Origin of the sequence: Mesobacillus sp. MER 48 (assembly GCF_023714225.1) — a bacterium.
Classification (GTDB): domain Bacteria; phylum Bacillota; class Bacilli; order Bacillales; family Cytobacillaceae; genus Mesobacillus; species Mesobacillus oceanisediminis_A.
This window is the reverse complement of the sequence record NZ_JAMAUR010000004.1, coordinates 177,792-203,680: the sequence shown is the minus strand read 5'-3', so window position 1 is coordinate 203,680 and position 25,889 is coordinate 177,792. Positions and strand designations below refer to the sequence as shown.

General features: G+C 46.1%; 22 protein-coding genes. 5 read left to right on the top strand and 17 right to left on the bottom strand.

Annotation, left to right across the window (positions count from 1 at the left end; genetic code table 11):
• Positions 1–3: 3 nt before the first annotated feature.
• From M3593_RS15810 to M3593_RS15790, 5 genes are all read right to left on the bottom strand, one after another.
• A complete protein-coding gene (locus M3593_RS15810) occupies positions 4–798 on the bottom strand; it encodes a YtxH domain-containing protein (protein ID WP_144475168.1) in 795 nt (264 codons plus the stop codon).
• 212 nt (positions 799–1,010) lie between these two features.
• On the bottom strand, positions 1,011–1,844 hold the full coding sequence (locus tag M3593_RS15805) for a YfkD famly protein (RefSeq protein ID WP_144475169.1): 834 nt from the start codon (positions 1,842–1,844) through the stop codon (positions 1,011–1,013).
• A 140-nt stretch (positions 1,845–1,984) separates the two neighbouring features.
• Positions 1,985–2,602, bottom strand: a complete 618-nt coding sequence (locus M3593_RS15800; RefSeq protein WP_144475170.1) for a YczE/YyaS/YitT family protein — start codon at positions 2,600–2,602, stop codon at positions 1,985–1,987.
• A gap of 439 nt (positions 2,603–3,041) precedes the next feature.
• Positions 3,042–4,103, bottom strand: a complete 1,062-nt coding sequence (gene cax, locus M3593_RS15795; RefSeq protein WP_144475171.1) for a calcium/proton exchanger — start codon at positions 4,101–4,103, stop codon at positions 3,042–3,044.
• 131 nt (positions 4,104–4,234) lie between these two features.
• The gene (locus tag M3593_RS15790) at positions 4,235–4,618 is read right to left on the bottom strand and encodes an OsmC family protein (protein WP_251543950.1); all 384 of its coding nucleotides are present in this window, start codon (positions 4,616–4,618) and stop codon (positions 4,235–4,237) included.
• Positions 4,619–4,767: 149 nt separating this feature from the next.
• On the opposite strand from M3593_RS15790, the gene M3593_RS15785 reads away from it, so the two are divergent.
• Positions 4,768–5,946: an MFS transporter gene (locus tag M3593_RS15785; RefSeq protein ID WP_251543952.1), complete on the top strand. Its 1,179-nt coding sequence runs from the start codon at positions 4,768–4,770 to the stop codon at positions 5,944–5,946.
• Positions 5,947–5,962: 16 nt separating this feature from the next.
• Here M3593_RS15785 and M3593_RS15780 read toward each other — a convergent pair whose 3' ends face one another.
• Positions 5,963–6,901, bottom strand: coding sequence for a DMT family transporter (locus M3593_RS15780; protein ID WP_144475174.1), 939 nt, complete (start codon positions 6,899–6,901; stop codon positions 5,963–5,965).
• A gap of 192 nt (positions 6,902–7,093) precedes the next feature.
• On the opposite strand from M3593_RS15780, the gene M3593_RS15775 reads away from it, so the two are divergent.
• The gene (locus tag M3593_RS15775; protein ID WP_251543954.1) at positions 7,094–9,013 is read left to right on the top strand and encodes a heavy metal translocating P-type ATPase; all 1,920 of its coding nucleotides are present in this window, start codon (positions 7,094–7,096) and stop codon (positions 9,011–9,013) included.
• A gap of 640 nt (positions 9,014–9,653) precedes the next feature.
• Here M3593_RS15775 and M3593_RS15770 read toward each other — a convergent pair.
• Entirely contained in the window at positions 9,654–10,469 is an 816-nt protein-coding gene (locus M3593_RS15770; protein ID WP_144475176.1) for a YihY/virulence factor BrkB family protein, read from the bottom strand.
• Positions 10,470–10,521: 52 nt separating this feature from the next.
• The gene (locus tag M3593_RS15765) at positions 10,522–10,884 is read right to left on the bottom strand and encodes a YtxH domain-containing protein (RefSeq protein ID WP_144475177.1); all 363 of its coding nucleotides are present in this window, start codon (positions 10,882–10,884) and stop codon (positions 10,522–10,524) included.
• Between the two features lie 283 nt (positions 10,885–11,167).
• Here M3593_RS15765 and M3593_RS15760 point away from each other — a divergent pair, with 283 nt between their 5' ends.
• The 3 genes from M3593_RS15760 to M3593_RS15750 all read left to right on the top strand — a co-directional run bounded on the left by M3593_RS15760 (position 11,168) and on the right by M3593_RS15750 (position 13,288).
• Positions 11,168–12,523, top strand: coding sequence for an alanine/glycine:cation symporter family protein (locus tag M3593_RS15760; protein WP_144475178.1), 1,356 nt, complete (start codon positions 11,168–11,170; stop codon positions 12,521–12,523).
• A gap of 95 nt (positions 12,524–12,618) precedes the next feature.
• Positions 12,619–12,843 (top strand): DUF1128 domain-containing protein, encoded by a 225-nt coding sequence (locus tag M3593_RS15755; RefSeq protein WP_144475179.1) that lies wholly within the window; start codon positions 12,619–12,621, stop codon positions 12,841–12,843.
• Positions 12,844–12,973: 130 nt separating this feature from the next.
• Complete coding sequence (locus M3593_RS15750; RefSeq protein ID WP_251543956.1) at positions 12,974–13,288, top strand: hypothetical protein; 315 nt, start codon at positions 12,974–12,976, stop codon at positions 13,286–13,288.
• Between the two features lie 377 nt (positions 13,289–13,665).
• On the opposite strand, the gene M3593_RS15745 is transcribed toward M3593_RS15750, so the two are convergent.
• The 9 genes from M3593_RS15745 to M3593_RS15705 all read right to left on the bottom strand — a co-directional run bounded on the left by M3593_RS15745 (position 13,666) and on the right by M3593_RS15705 (position 25,824).
• A complete protein-coding gene (locus M3593_RS15745; RefSeq protein WP_251543958.1) occupies positions 13,666–14,247 on the bottom strand; it encodes a molecular chaperone TorD family protein in 582 nt (193 codons plus the stop codon).
• 53 nt (positions 14,248–14,300) lie between these two features.
• Positions 14,301–17,399 carry a molybdopterin-dependent oxidoreductase gene (locus M3593_RS15740; RefSeq protein ID WP_251543960.1) on the bottom strand — a complete coding sequence of 1,033 codons (3,099 nt, stop codon included), beginning with the start codon at positions 17,397–17,399 and terminating at the stop codon, positions 14,301–14,303.
• A complete protein-coding gene (nrfD, locus tag M3593_RS15735) occupies positions 17,389–18,681 on the bottom strand; it encodes an NrfD/PsrC family molybdoenzyme membrane anchor subunit (protein ID WP_251543962.1) in 1,293 nt (430 codons plus the stop codon). Before nrfD ends, M3593_RS15740 begins: the two co-directional genes overlap by 11 nt.
• A 12-nt stretch (positions 18,682–18,693) precedes the next feature.
• On the bottom strand, positions 18,694–19,581 hold the full coding sequence (locus tag M3593_RS15730) for a 4Fe-4S dicluster domain-containing protein (RefSeq protein WP_144475184.1): 888 nt from the start codon (positions 19,579–19,581) through the stop codon (positions 18,694–18,696).
• A 24-nt stretch (positions 19,582–19,605) separates the two neighbouring features.
• On the bottom strand, positions 19,606–19,806 hold the full coding sequence (tatA, locus tag M3593_RS15725; protein WP_251543964.1) for a twin-arginine translocase TatA/TatE family subunit: 201 nt from the start codon (positions 19,804–19,806) through the stop codon (positions 19,606–19,608).
• Between the two features lie 288 nt (positions 19,807–20,094).
• On the bottom strand, positions 20,095–21,066 hold the full coding sequence (locus M3593_RS15720; RefSeq protein WP_251543966.1) for a nuclease-related domain-containing protein: 972 nt from the start codon (positions 21,064–21,066) through the stop codon (positions 20,095–20,097).
• A 237-nt stretch (positions 21,067–21,303) separates the two neighbouring features.
• Positions 21,304–22,644, bottom strand: coding sequence for a sigma-54-dependent transcriptional regulator (locus tag M3593_RS15715; RefSeq protein ID WP_251543968.1), 1,341 nt, complete (start codon positions 22,642–22,644; stop codon positions 21,304–21,306).
• Positions 22,645–22,726: 82 nt separating this feature from the next.
• Complete coding sequence (locus M3593_RS15710) at positions 22,727–24,820, bottom strand: ATP-binding protein (protein ID WP_251543970.1); 2,094 nt, start codon at positions 24,818–24,820, stop codon at positions 22,727–22,729.
• Positions 24,817–25,824 (bottom strand): ABC transporter substrate-binding protein, encoded by a 1,008-nt coding sequence (locus M3593_RS15705; RefSeq protein ID WP_251543972.1) that lies wholly within the window; start codon positions 25,822–25,824, stop codon positions 24,817–24,819. The genes M3593_RS15710 and M3593_RS15705 overlap by 4 nt, the downstream gene beginning before the upstream one ends.
• Positions 25,825–25,889 lie beyond the last annotated feature (65 nt).

Sequence of the window (25,889 nt, the reverse complement as noted above, 5' to 3'; positions counted from 1 at the left end):
TAATTAGCGGTTATTATCATTTTTTTGGTTTTCTGGCGATACTGTGAAGGCATTTGAGGTATTTCCTAGCCCTGTTGTATCAGACGGTTGGCTTTCCATACCAGTAGCATACGCATCAGCAGCATGGCTTGATCCAGTGTTTGAAGAGTCAGATTCAGTAGCAGAATTGACCACCGGGTTGTCCATTGCGGTTGCTCCTGCTTCCTTCACTTTTGATCCAACATCCTTAAGCTCTTCCTTTGCGTTCATGACGGTTTGCACAGCATCAGAGGAATTGGACTTTGCTTCATTCATCTTGCTGAATACATCATCATTCAGGCGCTGGTAAAGGTTTTGAGCATCACTGATCGCTTCTTTTAAAATGCTGGAAGCTTCCCTGAAGCTGCTCATCATCTGCTCCTTCACATCAGAAGGATTGTTCTTCACTTCGCTGATGACATTCATTGATGTGTCTTTTGCATTGACCGCCTTGTCCTTTACCTTTGTGCGCGTATTGGAGTCAAGCATCGCCATTGCTCCGCCGATTGCAGCTCCAATCAGCACACCCTTCATCAGCTTACTGTTCGAAGACTTAGAGCTGCTGGAGTCATCATATGAATAGCTGCTGGAGTAGCCGCCCATTGATGAATTGTTTGAATACGAATTACCGGAATTGGTGCTTGCGTAAGTTGTTGTTCCAGTTGTTGGATCATATGATGCATTCTCCGTTGATGAAGTGTACATGTTGTTGTTCATATTGTAAGAGTTTGAATTGTTGCCCATTGGATTTTGGTTGTTAGAAAGAATATTGTCAGACATAATCTATTTCCTCCTTAATTTTGTTGAGTTAATTTGTTATGTCTATCTAATTCCCGGCATGTACAGGCGTTAAACAGGATATATCTACCTTTTGTCAAGAGGAAAAAATTACTAACAGGCATTAAAAAAAGCCTGGTTTCTTTTCAGAAATACCAGGCTCACTCATTACCTGGTTCGTTTTTGATACCAGGCTTATCTATTATTTCGAAGACTTATCTCGGCCGTTCACTGGAAACGAAGCCAAAGCTGACATGGTCCTGAACCGGAATCCATGCTCCAATCCCTTGTGATACAACATTTTTGACAACAATGAATTTCTTGCTGCCTTTTAGCATAAGGTAAACCTCGCCATATGTGACCTTGCCTTTTTCATTGATGGCTGGTGCGTAGGCATAAAGATACCCGAGACGCTTCGGCTGGATATTGTAGATATGGTCTTTTTTCGTACCGGCTCCGACTATCGTTTCAAATGCAAGCGGCAGACCTGATTTCTTTGCTGCTTGCAACAGCATCATTTTCTGCACATCTTCCGCATTCTTGATTTTCGCCGTCAAACCGCCCTTCACTACCTTTTGCTGCTCCTGAACATAATGGATTTGATAAATAGCATTCCCGCCGCGATTGTCGAAATAATTGGTATTGATTTTCTGGAATTCCCAGTTCGGTGAGGTTTCTTGCGACTCATAATTCAACGGCCACTCACCAAGGTAAACAATCGCCCGGTAGCCGATGGCGAATGGAGTGCTGTTGATGGATGTTTCATTCAGCATCCGAATCAAATCAGGATTCTCGATCTTCACCTTCGACGTTTTAATCAAATTCTTGGTAAGCTCACTTGGCTGAAGGAAAGGCAAGTCTTCAGTCGGGTTCGGATACGTATTATCCTTCGTGATATTCATTACTGAATTCGGGATCACATACTTCGCATTTTCCGCCTGCTTTGGCTGAGGCGCTTTTTTCGCCTTCCCTTCCTCAGCAAAACCAACTGCTAAAATAGACATCATAAAAACCATCGTCATAACAAGGATAGCTGCTGCTTTTTTCATCGGTGTATACTCCTTTCACTACAGGAAACTTTTAAGTTTGTTCATAGTGTTTTCGGAGTTCCGCCACTTTATCCAAAGTTTGTTGAAAAAAAGAAGCTCTGCCAGATGAGCAGAACCTCAGGAATTATATTATGAAATAACTATCGAGCGGATGTAAGCAGCTTATTATACAATTTTTCACAGTAAGGAAAGAACAATTGAATCAACGGACCGATAGCAAACGTCACAATCAAAGTCCCAATCCCAATCGGTCCCTTGAAGATGAACGCCGCCGACAGAGCAATCACTTCACCAAGCGTCTTCGCTGCCATTAAATTCAGATTAAATCGTTCCCTTAATGCCATCATGAAATTATCGATAGGAATCAAGGGGAATCTCGGCTGCAGATAGACCGCCAGGCCGAAGCTCAACGCCACCATCCCGAGAAGGAATACTCCAAACTGCTTCCCATATCCAGCGACCAACATGTCATCGAACACGCGCAATAACCAGAAATCGATCAGCACCCCTGTGATAAGCAGCGTAATGATTGCAGCAATATCCGGGCGTCTTTTTACCAGGGAGGCATTAAGGAAAATCATGATGATCCCGACAAAGACAACCCAGCTGCCCGGCGTCAGCCCCACCGTTTTCGAAAGGCCCACATTGAGAGCATCCCAGGCGCCTGTCCCCAAATTTGCTTTAATGGTCATCGAAACCCCAAAAGATAGAATCGTTAACCCGATGATAAAAAATAAAGTGCGATAAACAAAAGCCATGATCCCTATTCTCCTTCTGTTGAACCTTCTATTGGACATTTTGACTGCTCATTTGGGTCTGAAATGTCCATTGAATTGTTTTTCTTGGACATTTTGACGGCTCCAACGCTTCGAATTGTCCTTTAAACCGCTTTTCTTGGACATTTTGGCTGTCCCAACGCTTGGAAATGTCCTTTAAACTGCTTTTTTTGGACATTTTGACTGCTTTAACGCTCTGAAATGTCCTTTAAACTGCTTTTTTGGACATTTTGACTGCCCCAACGCTCGGAAATGTCCTTTAAACCGCTTTTCTTGGACATTTTGGCGGCTATAACGCTCTGAAATGTCCTTTAACTATCTCTATGTTGATAAATCGAGATGCGCGAGGTAAAGCATGTTCGTTTTTACAGCGAAAAAAGAACCCTGTCCTCCCGGAACAGAGTTCATTAATCCTAGTATATTAAAGCAGGTAAAATCCAATTCCCATTATAACATAGGCGCCTAAAAGTGTAAGCCCCTCAAACCAGTTTGTTTCACCGTCGTTTGCAATGCTGATGGAGAGGAGCACGGCAACTGCCATTGAAACCATTTCAGGCATCGAGAATACTAGAGGCATACTCTTTTCAAACAGCAAAGAAACTAACACGAGAACAGGCGCAACAAACATGGCAACCTGCAGGGTCGAGCCTACGGCGATTTCAACAGCGACGTCCATTTTATTTTTATAGGCCATGATGACGGCTGAGGCATGTTCGGCTGCATTGCCGACAATCGCTACTATGATGATCCCTATGAACAATTCGGACCAGCCGAAGGATTCGCCCACTTCCTCAAAAGTATGGACAAGGTTTTCTGCAACATAAGCGACAGCAACTGTTGCCGCCAGGAGGATAGTGATTGCTTTGGCTTTCCCCCATTCCGGTTCTTCTTCATGGTGCCCGGCGCCGCTTTGAACCTTAGGCTGGTAAACACCTCTGTGGGTGACAAGCTTGAAAAACAGTGCAGCAAGATAGAGCGCAATCAGGATAATCGAGATTCCGACACTAAGGCTGAGCGTCCTGCTTTCATTCATATCCATCGCAAATACTTCCGGAATAACGAACGCCACAATCACCGCAAAAATTAAAAGAGCTGAATTATGTCTTGCATCATGAACATTAAAGTGCTGCCGTTTGAACTTCAGTCCTCCTACAAAAAAGGATAACCCAGCTACAAGCAGGAGGTTGCCTAACACGGAACCTGTCAATGAAGCAAGAACAACTCCAATCAACCCCGCTTTTAACGCAAAAATGGAAATGATCAGCTCCACCGCATTTCCGAAGGTCGCATTCAGTAATCCGCCAATCCGCGGCCCTGTTACTATTGCCAGACTTTCTGTTGCCCGGCCCATATAGCTGGCCAGAGCTACGATCGTCAAACAATAGATGATAAATAACATTGTACTCGACCAATGCATCAGCGTTCCGATGACAGACAGCGGAACACCGACGAAAGTTAAAATCATGAAAATCTTGTTTGCCATAGTATGATTCCTCTCTGTTAACTCTTATTGTTTTTTCAATATCTGTACCCCTTAACCAACATTCTTAGTCACTTTATCAGTTCTTCCAAAGGAGATAAAAAAAACAAAATGTTATGAAAGGAAATCATGTATTAGACGATTTCAAATGTCTCTTCGACCTCAATGCTTCCGACCACAGATTGCACCATCGAACAGTTCTTCCTTGTCAGCACCATTGCCTTCTCGATTTTCTTTTCATCGAGATTGCTTCCGGCAATGCGGAAATGGACGATGATTTTGCTGACACGGTTTGCTTCTTCCTCAACTCGTTCAGCATCCGCGTGGATGTGGATATCCTCGATTTCCATCCTCATTTTCTCCAGGACCTTGCGCAGGACTCCGCCGCTGCAGATCGCAACTGAAGAAACGAGCAATTGGTATGGCCTGAATCCATATTCATCGTCCCCAGCAATGTCCAATCTTCCAAAACCTGTTTCTGTATAAAAGCCAACCTCTGGCTTCATTTTAAATTCCATTAGAATCTCTCCTTTTTAACTAGGAATATTTCCCTGACACAAAGAAGATTACACTATTTTACCTGTATTTAAAAATAAAAAAACATTGCACATAAAAATTTATATCGTTAACATCAAAAGAGTATTAATACTCAGGGAGATTATGAATCATGAATATAAGCATAAAACTTCGTTTCTGGATCCTCGTCAGCATCGTTGCCATTTCGGGATTTTCCCAGGGAATGCTGCTGCCTTTGATTGCGATCATCTTTGAACAGGATGGCGTGTCATCCTCGATGAATGGATTTCATGCAACAGGATTATATATCGGTATCTTGATAGCTTCGCCATTGATGGAAGCGCCGTTGCGCAGATTTGGCTACAAGCCGATCATTCTTATCGGCGGCTTTCTCGTCGCGGTTTCGCTGGCATTTTTTCCGTTATGGAAATCGTTCTGGTTCTGGTTTATCTTAAGGCTCGCCATCGGAATTGGCGACCATATGCTCCATTTTGCCACCCAGACATGGATTACATCCTTTTCGGCAAAAGATCGGATTGGAAGGAATATTTCAATCTATGGATTATTTTTCGGGCTGGGATTCGCAGCTGGACCGTTGATGATCGGGCTTGTAAAAATAAATACCGCTCTGCCATTCATCCTTTCCTCTGCCATCAGCCTCGCTGCCTGGCTGACGGTATGGCTGCTGAAAAACGAGCGGCCTGAACATGACACTGACAGTACTTCTTTCTTCGGTACGATGAAAAGGTTCGGGAAGGTGTTTAAATATGCCTGGGTCGCCTTCCTGCCTCCCTTTGGCTACGGATTTTTGGAAGCAAGCCTTAACGGGAACTTTCCGGTGTACGCGATGAGATCAGGGATCGGTGTCGATGCAGTCGCACTCCTGCTTCCGGCCTTTGCCATCGGCGGCATTCTCTCACAGCTTCCACTCGGGATCTTAAGCGATAAGCTCGGGCGGCGGAATGTATTGATTGCCGTTACCCTGTCCGGCTTCATCTCTTTTACTGCAGCCGGTTTGCTGGAGAATTCGACTATCGGTCTGCTGATCTGTTTCTTTTTAGCCGGCATGCTTGTAGGATCGACTTTTTCCCTTGGAATCAGCTATATGGCCGACCTGCTGCCAAAGCCGCTTCTTCCGGCAGGCAACCTGATGTGCGGTATTTTCTTCAGTTTCGGCAGCATCAGCGGGCCGTTCATTGGGGGACTGGCCATCCAATGGCTGAAAGGCATCAGCTTCTTTTATGTCATCAGCACGATGCTGCTGTTGATTTTCATCGCACTGGTCGCTGTCCGACATGACGCGTCTGAGCAGCAGGCAAAATCTGCATAACGAGAAACAGCCTCCCCTATTTGGCAGGGAGGCTGTTTTTTTTACGGGAAGGCCGGTTCACGAGAACGATTCCGGCCACAACCAAGACTAATCCGGCTATGACAAAATAATGGAGCGCTTCACCAAGAAGCAGCGATGATAAAAGGACGCCGAATACCGGCACCAGGAACAGGTACAGCGACACTTTTCCAACCTGATTGTACTTCATGACATTGTTCCATAAAATGAATCCAGTTGCAGAGAGGAAAGCCAGATAGATGAGCATCAGTCCGGACTTGAGGTCAAAATCGAAAGGAACCAGTCCGACAGTGAAGGCACCAATCGCAATCAATCCCAAAGAACCAAGGATCATCTGGTAGGCCGTCAAATAAATGACCTCCATTTTCGCACTTCCCTGTTTTGCCAGGATATTGCCGTACGCACCAGCAAGCATCGCGCCCATGAGCAGGATTTCCCCGATGCCAAAGTGGATTTCATATTCACCATTTGGCCAGTTCGCAAAAATGACCCCAGTAAAGCCAACCATCAGACCGGCGACCTTCAAACGGCTCATCCTGTCGTCAGGATACAGAAAATGAGCCAGCAGGATCTGGAAGAAGGACGTCGTGCCGGCGATGATGGATCCCTGGATGCCCGTTGAGTAGCTAAGTCCGATGTAAAACAGGACATATTGAAGGAATGTCTGAAACAGACCTATTTTTAAAAGAGGCTTGGTCGTCTCCGTCCTGAATTTCATATTCCTTTTTAAAAGGAGGAACAAAATCAGGATCAGAAGCCCCGCAAGCAGAAACCGGTATCCCGCAAACAGCATTTGCTCGCCGATTTCATCCGGCTTGATGTCCAGGCTTGCGTAGCTCAATTTTATAAAAGGGAACGCACTTCCCCAGAGGAAGGTTGCCCCTGCTGCCGACACAACAATGCCAAGCGGGTGGGTAAAAAAGTCTTTAGTTGTCATCTATCTTTCTCCTTAGACTATTGCATTATTCTTTCAAAAGCATATAGTGTATGGTAACATAATAATAAACACAATATGTATCTTTTGCTCTGGCTTTTCGCTGTCACCGTTCCGGTGGCAGCTTTCGTATTTTTTAAGGGTAGTGATGGTGATTATTAGTATCAATTAGAGATGTCAAAGGAGGAGAAAAGGATGGCACAGGGAGCTAATGCAATTGCAAAACCAAACTCGGTTCCAGAAGGGAATCTTTTTGGAAAAATCAAGCCACACGCTGAACTGATTGCCGCCGCCATCAGTGGAATCCTGATAGCGGCAGGCTGGATCTTAAGCAAAGGAGATTCACAAACAGCGTCGGTCATCGCTTTTATCCTGGCTTATGTAATCGGCGGTTTCGCCAAAGCGAAGGAAGGCATTGAAGCGACAATCGAAGAAAAAGAATTGAATGTTGAAATGCTGATGATTTTTGCAGCGATCGGCTCAGCCATTATCGGCTATTGGACAGAAGGCGCAATTTTGATTTTCATTTTTGCGATGAGCGGAGCGCTTGAAACGTACACCATGAATAAAAGCCATAAGGAAATTTCCTCATTGATGGAGCTGCAGCCAGAGGAAGCATTGAGAATCACAAATGGTGTTGAAAGGAAAGTCCATGTATCCGAACTGGAAATCGGCGATTTAATTTTGGTCAAACCGGGCGAAAGGATTCCCTCTGACGGCAAAATAGCCAAGGGCCAGACAACGATAGACCAGGCAGCGATCACCGGGGAATCCATACCAGTATCAAAGGATACCGGAGATGATGTTTTCGCAGGCACTGTAAACCTGACAGGTTCCCTGACAGTTGAAATAACTAAGCCAAACAATGAAACATTGTTCCAGAAGATCATCCAGCTTGTCCAGAATGCACAGAGCGAAAAATCCCCGTCACAGCTGTTCATCGAACGATTTGAAGGGACATATGTAAAAGTCGTGCTCATCGTTGTAGTGCTGATGATGTTCGTTCCCCACTACCTGCTGGGCTGGAGCTGGACAGAAACGTTTTACAGGGCGATGATCCTGCTTGTAGTTGCCTCCCCATGTGCCCTAGTGGCATCAATCATGCCGGCTACGTTGTCAGCGATTTCTAATGGGGCAAAACACGGGATACTGTTCAAAGGCGGCGTCCACCTGGAGAATCTTAGCCATCTTAAAGCCATTGCCTTCGATAAAACGGGTACACTCACAAAGGGTAAACCGGAAGTGACGGATGTGATCGCAGCTGACGGGTTGGACCGTGATGAAGTTTTGCTTAAAGCCGCATCGATCGAGAGCCACTCCAACCACCCACTGGCAAATGCAATCGTGAATTATGCAAAGGATGTTCTCGGCAGGGAGCTTGTGCATCCTGAAAGCATCGAGGATGTTTCCGGGTGGGGCATTAAAGCTCATTTCGAAAACGAGGATTGGAAAATCGGGAAAGCGGACTTTGTCGGCAGGCCTGTCGCAGAAGCATTCTCTGATGGCGCAGCAGTGGCACTTGCATCCCAAGGCAAGACGATTGTTTTCATCGAACGGAATGGCCAGCTTGCCGGCCTGATCGCCTTAAAGGATGTCGTCCGCGAAGAAACAAAAAAAGCCATCGATCTGTTGAAATCAGAAGACATCTACACAGTCATGCTGACAGGCGACAGCAAAAATACCGCAAAAGCCATTGCCGCTGAAAGCCATGTTGACGGCTATATCGCAGAATGCCTTCCAGAAACAAAGGTTCAGCAATTGAAGAAGCTCAAAGAGGACCACGGCCAGGTCGCCATGGTCGGCGACGGTATCAATGACGCTCCGGCGCTCGCAACCGCCAATGTCGGGATCGCCATGGGAGAAGGCTCAGATGTCGCCCTTGAAACAGCAGACGTCGTATTGATGAAAAACGACCTGCCAAAGATCGCCGAAGCCATCAACCTGTCACGCCGGATGAACCGTATCGTCAAACAAAATATTGTATTTTCGATTTTAGTGATCATGGTCCTGATCGCATCGAACTTCCTGCAGTTCCTCGACCTGCCATACGGCGTCATCGGGCACGAAGGAAGCACCATCCTTGTCATACTGAATAGCTTAAGATTGTTGAAATAAAGTAGTCTCCCGCCCGGACTTCGGATCCAGCGGGAGTTTTTTATTATGATGAACACTATTCGTGGGATTTCTATGATTTCTGTCCATCATCACCTTCATGACGGACACTTTTTGTTTGGTTTCATCAATTTCTGTCCGTCATCGCCATCATGATGGACAGATTACCTTGCATTTCACAGATTTTTGTCCGTCATCCACCTCATGAAGGACACTTTTTCTTGGATTTCACCGATTTCTGTCCATCATCATCCTTATGATGGACACTTTCCCTTGCATTTCCCCGATTTCTGTCCGTCATCGCCATCATGACGGACACTTTCTCCTGGATTGCCTCAATTTCTGTCCATCCTTTTTCCTCTTAAAGGGCATTATCCCGGCTGCCTTCTGTCATCTTTCACTCAAAAGTAAAGCGCCCTCCGAGTGGGGGCGCTTGTTGTTAGTGATATCCGTTGGATCCGTTTGCTGAGCCTGATGTTTTCTGGCTGTGGTTGCTTTTGCCTTTTTGCTTGGTGCTTCCATCTTTTTTCGTTTTCTTTGCCATCCTGAATTCCCCCTGTCATAAAAAGTGAGGAGCATTCCTCCCCTTTATCATTTGCTAAAACAGCGTACCTTACAGAGGTAATTTCAGGAGTCAATGACATCAGCAGCCGGCTTTCTTTTCACTGAAATAGGCATTGATTTCCCCGCCAATGATTATAATATACGCTGACAAATAGAGCCAGATCATCAGTACGATAATCGCGCCGATGCTTCCGTACGTTGCGGTGTAGGAAGCAAAGTTGCTGACATAGTAGGAGAATCCGAGTGATACCAGCACCCATCCTCCAGTCGCAAAAACGGATCCAGGCAACCCGCTTATGCAAGTCAGCTTTTTATTTGGTGCGATCCAGTATAACCCGAGAAAAACAATAAAAAGAATCAAGATACTGGTCAGCCAGCGCAGCATGTTCCAGACATAGATGAACTCTTCCCTCAGCCCAAAGTTCGCGAACAGCCAGCTGCCTATTTCTTTGCCGAATACCGGCAAAATCAAAGCGACGAGGAAGACAAATATCATCCCGAACGTTAAAAAAATGGCCATTAACCGGCTTACGATAAACGATCTTGTTTCCTCTACCCGGTAGGCTCGGTTAAATGCCCTTACAATCGCATTGATTCCATTCGAAGCAGACCAAATGGTCGCCAGCAATCCGAAAGACAACAACTTTCCATCTTTTTTCATGATATCCTCCAGGCTGTTTTTGATTAGATCCATCGATTCTCCTGGAGCATAATCATCAAAAAATCCAAGGATATCCATTTCTGAAATTGGCAAATATGGAACCAATGTGACCAGAAAGATCAAAAGCGGAAACAAGGAAAGCAACAAGAAGTATGCAAGCTGGGCAGCAAGTGCCGGAACATCGTCTTCCTGTATCCTGTGCCACATTTGCCTGAAAAATGACATATCAATCATTGATTCACCTCTTTTTTAGCTTCCATGCTCCTGCCAGTGATCAGCCTATCCATCATTCTTGTCCATCTATATGCTGCTTTGTATCTCCTGATGCTGCTAATTTCCTCAATGACTCTTTTGTCCCTTTCACCAATTCGGTAATCTGGGGCGGCACATCTTTGATCTCTTCAACTTTTTCCGTGATGAACGCAACATCCTCTGTTACTTGTTCCACTGTAGTACGGACTTTATTCGCTGTTTCTTTAATGTCATCGATGAATGCATTCGGATTTTTAACAACATACGCAACTCCGCACGATACCTTGCTGAAATCCTCTTTTACCGCCTGGCGCGTCGATTTTTCCAGAAGGCTTACTGCACCCCCGGCCATTGCACCTAAAAACATCCCCATCCAAAACCTTTTTGAACTGCCCATTTTTCTCCTCCTAATATCTTGCTTCTCATTTCGCAGACAAGACTTGCCTGTCACCTACCTAACATTTTCCACGATAGACATCACTTCATGCAAGCGCGCAGAAAAAAATTTCAAATAATCCAGAAAAAGAATAACTTTTTAAACATCGTCAAACGTCTTGGGAACAGTGAATACAGTGGAAATTCAAAGATTTACCTGATGGATATTGCTTGACTCAGAATAATTATCAGAATATTCTTGTTAGAGAACATTTTATGAAGATAATTTTATAAGGGGGCACACTATGACATTTGAGGAATGGATTGGAAAAATTAGCGGCTGGGTTTGGGGACCCCCTCTCTTGATTTTACTTGTCGGGACTGGAATCTACCTGACCATCCGCATTGGCTTTCTGCAGATTAGGCTGCTGCCTTACTCGCTTAAGCTGGCTTTTTCGAAAAAACAGGATAAACGGTCTGACGGTGATATTTCTCATTTTCAGGCTTTGATGACGGCACTTGCTGCGACAGTTGGCACTGGTAATATCGCCGGCGTGGCGACAGCAATTTTCACTGGGGGACCTGGCGCGGTGTTCTGGATGTGGATTACAGCCTTTTTTGGAATGGCCACGAAATATGCAGAAGCTGTCCTGGCTGTAAAATACCGGGTTGAAGACAAGGATGGCGAGATGTCCGGCGGCCCAATGTATTATCTTGAACGCGGGCTAGGCCAAAAATGGCTTGGGGTCTTATTCGCGCTATTTGGCGCAGTCGCGGCTTTTGGAATCGGCAATCTTGTTCAGTCGAATTCAGTAGCCAGTGTCGTACAGTCGACCTTTTCAGTGCCGGCATGGGTTACAGGTCTAGTCTTGACGATTTTTACTGCTCTTGTCTTAATTGGCGGGATCAAGAGCATCGGGAAGGTGACCGCCCTGTTTGTACCAGTGATGGCCGGATTCTACCTCATCGCGGGTCTTGTCGTCATGATTATGAACTTTGATCTTGTACCAGCCGCTATTGGACTTATTTTTACAGATGCATTCACAGGGGAAGCCGTGGCTGGCGGTGCACTTGGAACTGTCATTCGGATGGGTGTTGCCCGCGGTGTATTCTCGAATGAAGCCGGTCTTGGTTCCGCACCGATCGCTGCTGCTGCAGCCAAGACAGATTTGCCTGGGCGCCAGGCACTTGTATCGATGACCCAGGTGTTCATCGATACAATCGTCATCTGCTCAATCACCGGAATCACCATCGTCATGGGCGGTTTGTATACGGGCGATACGACGGCAGCTGACCTGACCTCAGCGACCTTTGACAAGTTCCTTGGCCAGTCAGGTTCAGTAATTGTGGCGATTGGGCTGTTGTTCTTCGCTTCATCAACGATCATCGGCTGGTCTTATTACGGGGAAAAATGCTTCTCCTATCTCTTCAGCAAAAATGTGATTTTATACTACCGCATCGCATTTGTCGCTGCTGTGTTCGTCGGTGCGATTTCCCAGCTTGAAATCGTTTGGGGTGTCGCCGATGTGATGAATGGCCTGATGGCATTCCCGAACCTGATTGGACTTCTCGGATTGTCCGGCGTTGTTGTAGTGGAAACAAGGAAAATTTTGAACACGATCAAGGAAGAGAAAAAAGAGGAAAAATCGTTAAGTGCATAATGACAAATCCGGCGTCAACTGGCGCCGGATTTGTAATTGACTTTTTTTGACGGACATGGAAAGATGGTTGTACAACCATTGAAAGGATGAACGGCGTGGACTTAACTAAAAATTCCCCTGAAAACGTTGACTACATGATTGAAAAAATCAAGGAAAAATTGAATGTCATGAACCTCGGCGCAATCAAGTCGACACATTTTGACGGCGAGATGTATGAAGAACTCAAGGAAATCTTTGATATGATCATGCGAAAAAACACCTTCAGCCCGAATGAAATGCAGGCAATCGCTGAAGAGCTAGGAAACTTGAGAAAGCAATAATTGGAGCAGGCACTGGCTATGATACGGTGCCTGTTTTTTTATTCTGAGAAAAATGTCAAAACTTTTTTGTTTCCACTACGCATATATTGTTATACGATAGTGTTATTACTTTTCAAGGGGAGTGAGAACCGTGAAAAAGCTGACTATGTCCGCGCTCAGCCTGTTTATCCTGTTTTTACTTGCTCACGGAACCCTTCCTGCACAAAAAAACCTAGCAGTAGACGCCAAATCAAAAGTCATCCTTCCCATGGAACAAGTCCATGAACAACTGCCAGGTCCTGATTTGGATGATAAAAAAACCCTTTTCATCCTGAATGTATTCGTTCTTCTTATTTCAACTATCACTTTCACACAAATTAATCACAGAGTAATAAAATTTGGAAGCCAATTTTCATTCTTGACGGCAGTCTTTTTCCAATCGAATTATGTGATTAAGTCTCCTTGATGATCAGAATAAAAAATCAAGGAGGAATGGATATGTGGTTTCGATTCTTAATGATTGGGTTCTTTTCCCTGACAGCGTTCAGCTTTATGTTTTATCAGGGTGTAGAGTTTTATCAAGCGTTCATCGATTTCTTCAAACAGAATAAGTAAATGTTCGATAGAACAAAAAGCGCAAGCGCCTTGTTCAGCCCCGACAAGCGCTGGAGGGCCTGACAGTGAAGTCGTTCTTTGACTTCATTGGCAGGACCGAAGCGTCTCGAGGGGCTAGGCGCTGGAGCTGGATTAAGACTCCCATATGTAGTTATCCACACAAAAATACTTTTATAATTTCTAAACAACAAGGAAACGGTCCCCCACTTGGAGGACCGTTTCTTCATTTTAGGCTGCCTCCATCCATTCTTCACTCATCACTTCTGCATAAAAGCTGAGAAACTCCTTAAAGAATGGAAGGGTAATTTTTGTTTCTGCATTATCGAGCATCGGCTTCAAGACCGGCTTGATGAACCGGGCCAGCATCTCTGCTTCTATTTTTTCAAGCTGCTTTAGGTAATCCTGATTACCTTCTTGCTCTGCCTTGATTTCCCCCTGTAAAATCGAACTCATGAACGCGGTCATACTGCCGAAGTGATCTGGCAGCCGATCCTGCTCGAGCGGGAAGTAAAAAGCAGTTTTTTCATAAAGGCCGATCAAGCACAGCAGCTCATGCCTGCGGGCTTCTTCATCTTCATTTTTCTTCGTATAGGATGAAAAGTAAGGGGAGACAAAATGTTCTCCAGGTATGAAAAAGTGATTGTCATACCAGAGGTGCACCTCATCCCGATTATATAAGGAATGAAATGTAAGCTCCCTCCGCATTCCCTCAGGGATTTCGTTCATGAATGCTTCATAGGTGCCCCAGTCCCCAAGCCAGATGCTTGTCATGATATTCGCAATCGCCAGCTTTCCATATCGTTCTTCCATTATTGTCTCCACCTTTACTTTAAAGAAATTTCAGGGCTTCCACCCCAATGATATTAAGCCTTTTCAACATCCACGAATACGTCCTGCTGTGCCGGGCCGCCAATCAGCAAGTCTGCGAGATAGCCTTCAAAGTAGCTGCCATCTCGATCAGACAAGGCGTTAACAGAGAATCCCTGCCCACGAGGCTTAGCATATCCTGATTCCTCATGGAGCGGCTTATTGAATTCATAGCCAGTATGGCCGTATTTGCCGGCTGGCTCGATTGTTTTGCCGTCCACTTTGACTGCTTTTGAGCCATATGCATCATGGCCGAAGCTGAAGTTCGCTCCAACGACACCTGGCTTGATTCCCGGTGTCACGAGTGCACGCCCTTTAACTTTTGAGTTATTAGATGAAATGTAGATTTCATCATCAGTCTGGATGCCTTTTTTCTTCGCGTCGATCGGATTGATCCACAGATAGTTTTCCGGCTTCACTTCACGCAGCCATGTATTACCTTCCGTACGGTGCGTTGCCATATTCCTTGATTTCCAGTTAATGAATTGCAGCGGTTTGTTTGGCTTGTAGACTTCGCCATCGTATGTCTTTATTTCCTCAGCTACCGGCACGCCTTCAAAGAATTTGCCTGTGTAAGCACTCTTGAAGCCTGCTGCCTTTTCGTCGTAAAAATAAACCTGTTTAGCCCATTGATACTTAAGTTTGTTTCCGATATATTCATCTCCTGCTGCCTCAAAGCGTCCACCGCGGTTCAGTACGTAGACGACTTTCTTCCATTCTTCCGGTTTGACAGCATTTTTCAGCTTCTGGATGTCAAAATATTTGCCGAGCGCCTTCTGCCTTGCTTTTTCGAAAATCGCCAGCTCTTCCGCATTTGCATCCTTGACAGGTTTCTGGCCGTCAAATGCGATGTTCACAACCCGTTTAAGGTAGTAGTCTTCTGGGTTGTGTATTGCTGAACCATCAGCCAGAGCATTGTCTCCGACACCGGGCAATCCCATTCCTTTTAAAAGATCGATATAGACCTGTTCTGTTGGACGCGCGTCAGGAACCACTCTAGTCACTGGCTGGATGATACCAGCAAATTTATGCTTGAGGATTGGGAAAATGTCTTCCGCATTCCAACTTTCAAGATAAGCAAGATCCGGTAAGATGAAATCTGCATACTTTGAAGACTCGCCAATAATCACATCAGATGCTACAACCAGTTCAACAACCTTAGGATCCCTGATGAATTTAGCCTGCATCTCGGATCTTGGCGCAGCCATTACCGGGGAAGTCCTGTTGATCAGCAAAGCCCTGATTTTATACGGATAGCCTTCCGCAGAGCTTGGGAGCACGTCGTGGATCAGTTTATTGCCAAACGGGTACCATGGACGTTTTGCAGGATAGCCATCCTTTTCGAATAAGGATGTTTTTTCATATGGAATCTTATGCCTTGTTACCGGGATACCCCAGCCTTTGTTAGCATTCGGTACAGACGCAAGATCATAGCGTCCTTCAGTTGCTTTGTATTTGGCGCCGAGAACGGTGTCGCCGCCCTTCCAGTCGTGGTTGCCGACAAGGTGGTTCAGCATATTGATGGCACGGACACTGTAATAGCCATTTGTGTGCATCGCCGGACCGCGGTATGCATGGATTCCAACCTTTTTGCCGTGAGATGTGAATTCGCGTGCAATCTGGACAATCTGCTCCACCGGTACATCTGCCTGCTTAGCGTATTCTTCGATTGATTTTTCCATGACCCTGTCCTTAAAAATCCTGAAGACGGATTTCACCTGGATGCCGTTGATCGTTGTATCGATATCCAGGTCGCCATTGCGAGCTTTCGTATGCAGCACAGGTTTGCCATTTTCGATGACAACAAACTCCTCGCCTCCGATGCCCAGATCCTTGGCACGGACGAACGGACGCTTCTTATCCCCGGCATTGACAAGGAAGGATGCATCACTCCAGGTTGTTTCGCCATCTACATTCGCTGCTTCTTGGTTCGGGTTTCGCAGGTAAATATCGTCATAGCGATTGTTTTCAATGATCCAGCGGCACATCGCCATTGCCAGCGCCCCATCACCGCCCGGTTTTACCGGAACCCATACATGCGCTTTCTCAGCTGTCTTGCTGAAACGCGGATCGATGACAACCATCTTCATGCCGCGATCGATGGCATTAGTGATCTGCGGTGCGAAAGTTGTTGGTCCCCGGTTAGCGACCATCGGATTTGTTCCCCAGACGATGACCATCTCAGCGTTGTCATAATCGGGAATCATCCGTTTCTTTGGCTTTTCGGCATCATGCGAGCGGGTATTGCCCATTACACTGGTGATTCCGCAATATCCGCCGTGATCGTAAAAGTTGGCTGTACCAAGACTGTTGACAGCCAGACGCTCGATAAATTCGCGTCTGTGTCCGGCCATAACGGCAATTTGGTTGGCCTTTGGCCCAAGGTCAGGATGGTTTGTATCAATCAGGATATCCTTGTATTTTTTATCGAATTCAGCTTTGGTCATTTCTCCTGCTTTCAGTTTATCCCAGTCTCCCATGACCGCTTCTTCGGGTGCAAACTTCCACATTTCTTTTAGCCCTGGAGTGCGAAGATCCTTGCTGCCCTCAAGGATTTCCTTATAAGCCTGTTCCCAAGTGACCGTTTTCCAGACACCGCTGCCTCGCTCCCCGACACGCTTGAGCGGCTTTTGGATCCGGAAGGCATCATAGTTGGTCTGGATGCCGGCCTGGCCTTTAAGACAGGTGCGTCCGCCGCGGAGACCGCGTCCCATTTTAGCGACATTGCCAGTTCCTTTTACAGCCTGGGATACTGGAGTATCGTAGTTGATATGGCCGATTTGAACCATGTTGATTGGGCTGTACTGGTTGCCGGCAATCTTGCGGACGATGGATGAGTAAGCTCCGCCTGCCGCCCCGGCTGTAATATAAGTCTTAATCGTACATGTCGCATTACACTGCTGGCATGATGTGAAGATGACATTTTCTGCTGTATAATCCTGATAATCGGTGCCGGTTCCATGTGGTTCATCCGTCCAGACACCGCCCATGACCTGCTTGATTGGCCCGACGAGAGCCGGACCGACAAACGCGACCGCACTCAGCGTACCGAGCGCTTTTAAAAACCCACGCCGTTTCATTGGTTTATTTTCCATTATGGCTCACCTCGTCAGAAGTTTCTTCGATTGGCAGCAGCAGCTCGCCGAATGAATAGATTAAGAGTCCCATTGCCACGACACCGACACTGACCATCCATTCCCGAATCGTTGGCGCGTAATTGCCCCAGGGCAGTTCGTGGAAAACTGGCACGACAAGCGGCGGAACAACAATGTTGAAGCGGACGCCGATGATCCCGATGACGATAAGGACAGCTGCTGCAAGCAGTGCATTGACGTTTTGGCTTGTTTTTTTCCAGAAAACGATTGTAATCGGAATGACTGCTCCAAGGAACATTTGCACGAACCAGAACGACCAGGCTTTTTCACTGGCCATCATTGTCGCCAGCGTATCAAGGTGTTCCGCCTCAAGACCATACCAGCCAATCAGATATTCATAGAATTGAAGGCCAAGGTCAATGATCAGGAACCCGACCATCAATTTTGCAAGCGATACAACCATGTTTTTATCTATTTCCTGCCTCTGGACTTTTTTCTTGATGATATACATCGCTAAAAGCAATGCTGTTCCAGAAACCATTGCCGATACGACGAAAATGATCGGGAAAAGTGCTGTATTCCAGGCCGGACGTGCTTTTACAACAGCGAAAATCGTTCCTGTTCCGCCGTGCACCCCAAGGATTGCCAGCGGGATCCCGATTGTACCAAGGATTTTCATCCACATATGGTCACGCTTTTTCGTCGCTGCATTGATAGTCGCATTTTTGAAGGTGATGAATCTTGCGATAAAGCCTTTCAATGAGTTTGTTTTTGCCGCGCGGACGAGATCTTCCCTCATCGCGATATAAAGCTCAACTGTTAACAGCCCAATATACACCAGATAAAAGTGGACTTCCCAGGCAAGCGGTGATGTGACATTCCAGTAGATGATCGCGTTGAGCATTCGCTCCGGACGACCAAGGTCCATCAGCACGAAGGTCAGCGCGACGATCATACAGACAATCGCGGTGAAAAGTGCCGCCTTTCCGACCCGTTCGTATTCTTCCATCCCGAAAACGTAGATCAGGGTCGACAGCAGGAATGAACCCGCGCTGAGGCCGACGAAGAAGATGTAAAAAGCAATCCAGGCTCCCCAAGGGGTAATGCTTGATAGATTCGTAGCCGCAAGCCCCGTGAAGAAGCGTTCTACGATGAAATACCCGCCGATCAAAAAGGCTACAGTCAGGGCAGAAATCCATATTTTAAAAGCTTTTGACACAGTGACATTGATTTTCGATTTTGATGTGCTTTTCTCTTTTAAATCAACAGCAAGATTGGCCATCGCCAGTCCCTCCTATCTTAGATAAATGACGTTCGGATGTGTTCCAAGCTCTTCCTTCAGGCGGAATGCTCTTGGACTTGCAGCAAGCTTTGATACCACGCTGTTCGGATCGCTGATGTCTCCGAAGAAGCGGGCATCGCCAATGCACGTTTCCACGCATGCTGGCTCTTCGCCCCTTTGCAGGCGGTGGAAGCAGAAGCTGCATTTACGGACCGTGCCTATTGGTGTCTTGCCTTTTTCGCGGTTGCCGCGCTCTACGCCATATTCAGGGCTTGTTACATCATTTGCGCCTTGCACTTCCTGCTCATAGCTTTCGCCAAAATCAAATGAACGGGCGCCATACGGGCAGGCAACGATGCAATATCGGCAGCCAATGCAGCGGTCATTATCAATCGCGACAATGCCGTTTTCCATCTTATAAGTCGCCCTTGTCGGACAAACCTGTGCACATGCTGGTTTGTCACATTGCATGCACGGCCTTGGCAGGTTGACCGCCTTGATGTTCGGGAACTCACCTTCAAGCGATTCCATGACGACGTTGTAGGAGATGCCCGGCGGCGTCCTGTTCTCTGCCTTGCAGCTGACGGTACACGTATCACAGCCAACGCATTTTTTCAGATCAATGACCATCGCCCATTTCGGGCCGTCACCCTTCCTAATGTCTGGTCCATCCCCAGATGCATAATAGTTGCCAAATTCCTTTGTCAGCGATGAAGAGTAGATTTTATGGAAGTCTTCGATTTTCAGTTTGCCGCTGATGACCTTTCTGGCATCGCGCGCCATGTTCAGGCCAAGCTCTGTGTCATACTGTGATTCATCCATTTCCTTCTGTGCGTCCGGCAGCATCTTGTCGACGATTTTATCGTAATCTACCTTTTTCTCATTTGAAAAAAGACCCATTTTACGTCACCTCTTTTTATGCGTTTAGATTTCTTTCTTTATTTCCTTGATGTCATCCACAATGTCGTCAGTAATGTCACTAGTCAGCTCACGAGTCGACTTCTTGAATTCCTTCAGCGTCTGGCCGAACGCCCTGCCGATTTCAGGCAGCTTTTTCGGGCCGAAGATGATCAACGCCAAAGTAAGGATCAAAATCAAACCAGGAATACCAATATTGGATAGCATGTTGCCACTTCCTTTTTTATTTTTTCTTGCCTAATTATATTGCAAGCTGCGTGCCAACTTTTTTGGCATGGAGTGTTTTCGGATGAATGGGTATTGCGATTCCTTGGGGCAGTAAGGCTCGCGGATTCGTGACACTTCTGTGAACAAGAAAAAGCATCTGAAACCGATTTTAGTCGCCGGTTTCAGACGCTGCTTGTGTGCCATTTTGTCATGATGCTGCAATTTTGGCATGTGACATTTTGGCATGGTGTGCAGGAATGACATACGCTTTGGTGAGTTTGATTAATCCTATAAGGGGAAGTTCTTTCCCGGGGTATAGATTCTTCCTTTGGTGGAACCGCTGCTATCTAGGTCTAACGCCGAAAGCAGCCTTTTTGACTGGTGGATGGATGAGATTTGGAGGAAATCGCTGAATTGTCTGCTCGTAATAGCAGGACCAAATATGATGAAGAAATCTCTAAGTGCTTCTATCTGAGCATCTCTTGATAAATGGCCGCATTTTTCACAAATCCAGTTGCCATAAATTTTTTTCATGCCGATCTGCTGGCACTCCGGACATTGGACTCCTTTCTTTACTTGATCCATAGGCAAATTCATTGAAGGAATATCAGGAATATATGGTTCATGGCTTTTCAATAGCAGCTTGGTGATTTTTCTTATTTCCTTTATTGATAAAACCTCATTTTTATATTTGTCATTAAAGGACTGAATCTTATAGGCAACAGCGGGAGTTTTACAAACTCTTACTCTTACATCATGGTGGTTTCCAGGATTCCTGATAATTGCCTGTGAGTTGCTAATAGAAACAAGGAATTCAATAGGAGGTGGGGAAAAATGATTTTTAATTAGGAAGGATTTTAATTGCGCAGCTTGGGTTCTTGTTTGCAGTATGGGATCAGGGTAGACCTTTTCAATTCCATTCAAAGTTTGAAGCAAATAGTTGAATTCCGGATGAAAGTCCAAAGTGCCAGCGAAATTTTTTGAGTCAATGACAAGCATGAAGGTTTCTGATATCAAGAGGGAATCAATCTGGAAGTGGGTATTATTATGGGGAATTCTTAAATCGTGTAAAATATAGAATCTTGTGTGGTCAAATTGCGATAAATGATAGTCTAGTTCTTTTTCACCTTTGTAGCCTGCTGATTTTCTTGATAATTTGCTCTCAAGATCCGTTTGCAGCTGCGGATTTAAGGTGAATCTCCTTAAAATCGCCTTCAAAACAGTAATTTCTCTTGGAAAATCCCTATTTTTTTCAATCAAGCACATCACTTCCTCTTATTTTTCTTCTATAATAATTCTCTTTTCACATTTTAAATTCCTTTTCTCTGTTCCATAAAATTTTTATAGCGAGTTTTTGGATTATATAGCGAGTTTTCATTTTTTATAGCGACTTTTTCTTTTATATAGCGAGTTTTCATTTTTTATAGCGACTTTTTCTTTTATATAGCGAACTGGAAATTCCACGGTTTTTTTTCCAGTTCGCCGCCCACATACAAACTACTCTTTCAAATCATATTGGTCAATCTTCCGGTAGAGATTCCGCACACTGATGCCGAGCACATCTGCTGCTTTTGTTTTGTTCCAGTTCATCTGCTTCAAGGCGTTATCGATGTGTATTTTTTCGACTTCTTCAAGTGAGCAGAGTCTTGATTCCCCACCAGCGGGAGCAGCACCAACCGCAGCCTGTTTTGGCAAAAGCAAATCGTCGGTTTTAATCAGGCTGCCCTTCGACAAGAGCACGCCGCGTTCGATCAGGTGGCTGAGCTCGCGGACATTTCCCGGAAAATCATATTGCTCCATCGCAGCAAATGCTTCTGCCGACAACTGCTTCGACGGGTCTTTCGTCCTCGCGATAAAATGCTCGATCAGTGCAGGCAAATCGCCTTTCCGTTCGCGCAGCGGCGGGATCGTCAGCTTGACGACATTCAACCGGTAATATAGGTCTTCACGGAATCGTCCCTCAGCCACTTCTTTTTCCATGTCGCGATTCGTGGCGGCGACGACGCGGACGGTCACATGGCGCTCCCGGACATCGCCGACGCGTCGGAATTCACCTGTTTCGAGGAACCGCAACAATTTCACCTGAAGCGCAAGCGGCATTTCACCCAACTCATCCAAAAACAGTGTTCCGCCTTTTGCCGCTTCGACGAGGCCTTTCTTATCCTGGCTCGCTCCGGTAAAAGCGCCGCGGGCGTGGCCGAACAATTCGCTCTCCAACAAGTGCTCAGGCAGCGCACCGGAGTTCACGGGCACAAATGGCTCATCAGCGCGGAAGCTCCAGTAATGGAGAGCCTTCGCGAACAGCTCCTTCCCAGTGCCGCTCTCACCCTCAATCAGGACAGGTACGTCGCTGTCGGCAATCCGTCTCGTCATCTCGATCACTTCTTTAAAATTGGCACTGTCACCAATTATCCTGAATTCATTATGCTGTGCGATGATTTTCTTCATTAATTCGTTTTTCTCTTTGAGCGCCTTATTTTCAGCAGCCTTCCCTATCGTCAATTCCAACTCTGATAGATTATAAGGCTTGGTGATATAATCAAAGGCGCCCACCTTCATCGCTTCAATGGCGGTATCAATCGTCCCGTGCCCGGTCAAGATCAGCACCTCGATATCGGGCTGAATTTTCTTCGTTTCTTTTAACAACTCGATGCCATCCATGCCTGGAAGTCTGATATCATAAACGCCGATGTCGTATTCATTCTTTTTCACAAGCTCGAGTGCATCCTCAGCCGTACCCGCGCTGTCCACATCGAACCCCTTACGCCTCAGCCGCCTTACCAATAGCTCCAGCAAATCCTGTTCATCATCAACGACCAATAATCTTGTTGCTGACATCGTAGCCCACCTCCATTGTTTCTAGTCCAGAATACAGGTTAGCATCTGTTTGCTGTCTGGAAAAACCTCGTCCGTCTTCCTCTTACTGATCTTCACCTTCTATTCCCGCTTGCAGTTCTGCCGGCAGTTGGATTTCCACCGTTGTTCCTTCCTCTGGTTTGCTGTCAATCGTGATTGTCCCGCCAAATTGCTGGATGATGCCATAGCAGACGGACAGTCCAAGTCCGGTTCCTTTGCCGATTGGCTTCGTTGTGAAGAATGGATCGAACAATTTATCCATCGCTTCGGCCGGGATTCCATGGCCGCTGTCGGTCACTTTGATGGAAACCTGCCCCTCATCATCTGCCGAAGCGGAGACGAGCAGTCTTCCTTCGCTCTCCATCGCATCGACTGCGTTGTTAATCAGGTTGACGATGACTTGCATCAGTTTTAGTCCATCACCGGTAACCATTGGCAGCGAATCAGGGACTTGAAGCTCAAGCTGAATCCGCTGCTTTTTCAGCTGGTGTTCGACAAGGCTGATGCTGCTTTCAATGATTTCCCTGATGTGGATGTGTTCTTGTGTCCAATCGTTTTTCCTGGAAAAATTAAGCAGATTCCCGGTGATCTTTTTGCAGCGCTCAGTGTTCTCCTTGATTTTACGAAGATAGTGCTCCATCTCATCCTCATCCAAATCTTCGTCGCCAGCCTGGATTCGGTCAATCAGGTCCTCCGCATACACATTGATTGTTGCCAGCGGATTGTTGACTTCGTGCGCGAAGCTTGACGCCATGATGCCAAGCGCGCTCAGTTTATCAGTCTGGATCATCGTTTCTTCCATTTGTTTTTGCTCGGTGATATCCTCGAGCACGACGAGGAATTCGCCTTCTTCCTCAATCGCGTGATTCAGCGGGAACACCCTGTGCCTGAATATCCGCTCGCCATTAGGCCCATCCTTGAACTTCATGACTTCATCGGCAATTTTATCAAGGTCTGGACAAGTAATCGGACAGTTCAGGCATGGCGTATTCTCCCCGCCAATCAAGGTATAACAAGGGAGCGTAAGCCGGTCTTCTTTTAACCAGCCTTTTAAAATCGGGTTCATCCAGGTGATCCGGTACTCTTTCGTCACGAGCGCCAGTCCCGCGCCAATCCCGTTCACCACGACATTGAGCCTTTCCTTCTCCTGCTCAAGCAATCTTGATTTTTCGAGCAGCTCCTTGCTCATGTCGTTGAAGGAATCTGCGAGTTTCCCGAGTTCATCGGTGCGCCTCATTTTCACAGGACTGATTTTACGTCCCTGCTTCAAATTGTTCATTTCCCGGTCAATCGAAACGATCGGCCTTGTAAAATAAAGGCCCGCCCATACACTGATCAGGCTCACCGTCAAGATCAGGAGGGCGACAGCACCTATGCCGCTTTGCAATATCCTGTTGATGGGAGCAAACGCAGTCGTTTTCGGCTGCTCCATCACGAGAATCCAGTTCAAGTCTTCAATTTTCGCTGTCACGCCAATTTCATCATGGCCTCCAGAAGGCTGTTTATGCCAGATTTTGCTGTAATCCTGATGGGCGATGACACGGTCATTATCATCAACCAGATAGATATAGGAAGAATGATCCTGGCGCATTGAAGATATTTTCCCGATGATTTTTTGGAGTTGGACTACTACCCCAATCGCTTTCTTTGTGCCATTTCCATAAAATGGGATCGCCAGTTTCATGACCGGCTGGCCATACTGGTTGAAGTCTACCTGGCCATATACCTTATCGCGGGTCTGCAGCTGGAACCACATATCATCCGTGAACCAGCGCTCCATGCTTCCAGCGATATTGAGATCATATCGGGACACCCGTTGCTCCACAAAACCTTTATCATCCGCGATCACAACCTCCTCGACAGATTCGCTTTGCTGCAAAAGCTCATATAAAGCACTTTGCTTTTTATCTAATAGATTGAGAGATGCAAGGACCTGAATCCGCTGAAATGTCTGGCTGAATTCAAATTCAATCTCACGGGACAAATTCTCAAGCACAAGATGCTGTTTTTCGATGATTCGCGTTTCCAAATCCGCTTTTACAAAAGAATAATAAAATAAGCTGATGAGCAGCAGCGGAATGGTCGACATGGCCACTCCAAACACAAGGACCTTATTCCGGATTGTCTGCGATTGCATAAAATCAGTCATTGCTTTCATTGACTCCGGCCTCCTTGCACTTCGGGATGGATCAGCTCCGCCAACTTCAGCAAATCGTCATTATATTTGACGCCAAGTGCGTCCTTTGTCTGCTGGTTGATGACAAAACGGATGCCATCCGGCAGTTCGACCGGAAGTTCTCCCGGCTTGTTTCCCTGAAGGATCAAGCTGACAAATCTTGCCGCCTGGTAGCCTTGTGAATGAAAGCTGGATCCGTAGCTTGCCAGGAGCCCCTTTTCCGCTTCAAAATCATATAATCCCATAGCAGGAATTTTTTTCTCTTCGGTCAGCCTGACAATGTCATCTGTCAGCGATTCGATCCTGAAACTGGGGAGGATCAGGATCGCCTCCTCATCTTTAACCGTTTTCCACAATGTTTCCAGGCATTCCTTCGAGCTTGCATCACATGGGGATATCTCCACGCCAAGTGCCTGGGCAGCAATCCTTGTTTCTTTAAGGCTTAAGTTGCTGACGTCAATCTTGCTGTCATATATGACATGCACCTTTTCAATTTTCGGAACCAGTGATGTCAGCATTTCAAGTCGTTTTCCAGAAATACTGGCATGATAGTTATTGATTCCGGTAAAAATCCCGCCAGGTGACTTGTAATCCTTTATCAAGCCCAATTCCTTCGGTGCAGCAATACCTGCAAAAACAACAGGAATTTTGATTTTCTCCTTATCCAACTTTTCCTTTAGACGCAGGGATTCGATCCCTCCAAGCGTAACAATTAAATCTGGCTCACTTTTTAGTAGATCATCGATTTGCTTATCAAGCAGCTTTTCATCATCATCCGCATTCTTCACTGTAAAATGGATCTCCTTGCCGCTGTAACCGAGATCCTTAAGCCCTTTTTCCAGGCCAGTGAACTTTTCATGGCGATTTTCCCCGATCATCAGGACCCCAATTTCCGCAGGACCATCGCCCTTGAACCCAAGAAAAGCATATATAATAGCCGAAACGGCAACTGTCGTCAGGAAAAAGAAATACCACTTTGTTTTCACGTTTCGCGCCTCCATTTTCCGTATTCACTTTCACTATAACGGAAAAAGCAATGTAGCCATCTTGC

Excerpts from the sequence above, each read along its gene's own strand:
- M3593_RS15730 (WP_144475184.1), bottom strand. The coding sequence starts at position 19,581 with ATGGGTCTTTTTTCAAATGAGAAAAAGGTAGATTACGATAAAATCGTC.
- M3593_RS15740 (WP_251543960.1), bottom strand. The coding sequence starts at position 17,399 with ATGGAAAATAAACCAATGAAACGGCGTGGGTTTTTAAAAGCGCTCGGT.
- cax (WP_144475171.1), bottom strand. The coding sequence starts at position 4,103 with ATGGCAAACAAGATTTTCATGATTTTAACTTTCGTCGGTGTTCCGCTG.
- M3593_RS15765 (WP_144475177.1), bottom strand. The coding sequence starts at position 10,884 with ATGGGCAGTTCAAAAAGGTTTTGGATGGGGATGTTTTTAGGTGCAATG.
- M3593_RS15810 (WP_144475168.1), bottom strand. The coding sequence starts at position 798 with ATGTCTGACAATATTCTTTCTAACAACCAAAATCCAATGGGCAACAAT.
- M3593_RS15770 (WP_144475176.1), bottom strand. The coding sequence starts at position 10,469 with ATGATTGATATGTCATTTTTCAGGCAAATGTGGCACAGGATACAGGAA.
- M3593_RS15745 (WP_251543958.1), bottom strand. The coding sequence starts at position 14,247 with ATGGAAGAACGATATGGAAAGCTGGCGATTGCGAATATCATGACAAGC.
- M3593_RS15790 (WP_251543950.1), bottom strand. The coding sequence starts at position 4,618 with ATGGAATTTAAAATGAAGCCAGAGGTTGGCTTTTATACAGAAACAGGT.
- M3593_RS15715 (WP_251543968.1), bottom strand. The coding sequence starts at position 22,644 with ATGTCAGCAACAAGATTATTGGTCGTTGATGATGAACAGGATTTGCTG.
- M3593_RS15785 (WP_251543952.1), top strand. The coding sequence starts at position 4,768 with ATGAATATAAGCATAAAACTTCGTTTCTGGATCCTCGTCAGCATCGTT.
- M3593_RS15805 (WP_144475169.1), bottom strand. The coding sequence starts at position 1,844 with ATGAAAAAAGCAGCAGCTATCCTTGTTATGACGATGGTTTTTATGATG.
- tatA (WP_251543964.1), bottom strand. The coding sequence starts at position 19,806 with ATGCTATCCAATATTGGTATTCCTGGTTTGATTTTGATCCTTACTTTG.
- M3593_RS15800 (WP_144475170.1), bottom strand. The coding sequence starts at position 2,602 with ATGGCTTTTGTTTATCGCACTTTATTTTTTATCATCGGGTTAACGATT.
- M3593_RS15760 (WP_144475178.1), top strand. The coding sequence starts at position 11,168 with ATGACATTTGAGGAATGGATTGGAAAAATTAGCGGCTGGGTTTGGGGA.
- M3593_RS15780 (WP_144475174.1), bottom strand. The coding sequence starts at position 6,901 with ATGACAACTAAAGACTTTTTTACCCACCCGCTTGGCATTGTTGTGTCG.
- M3593_RS15710 (WP_251543970.1), bottom strand. The coding sequence starts at position 24,820 with ATGAAAGCAATGACTGATTTTATGCAATCGCAGACAATCCGGAATAAG.
- nrfD (WP_251543962.1), bottom strand. The coding sequence starts at position 18,681 with ATGGCCAATCTTGCTGTTGATTTAAAAGAGAAAAGCACATCAAAATCG.
- M3593_RS15775 (WP_251543954.1), top strand. The coding sequence starts at position 7,094 with ATGGCACAGGGAGCTAATGCAATTGCAAAACCAAACTCGGTTCCAGAA.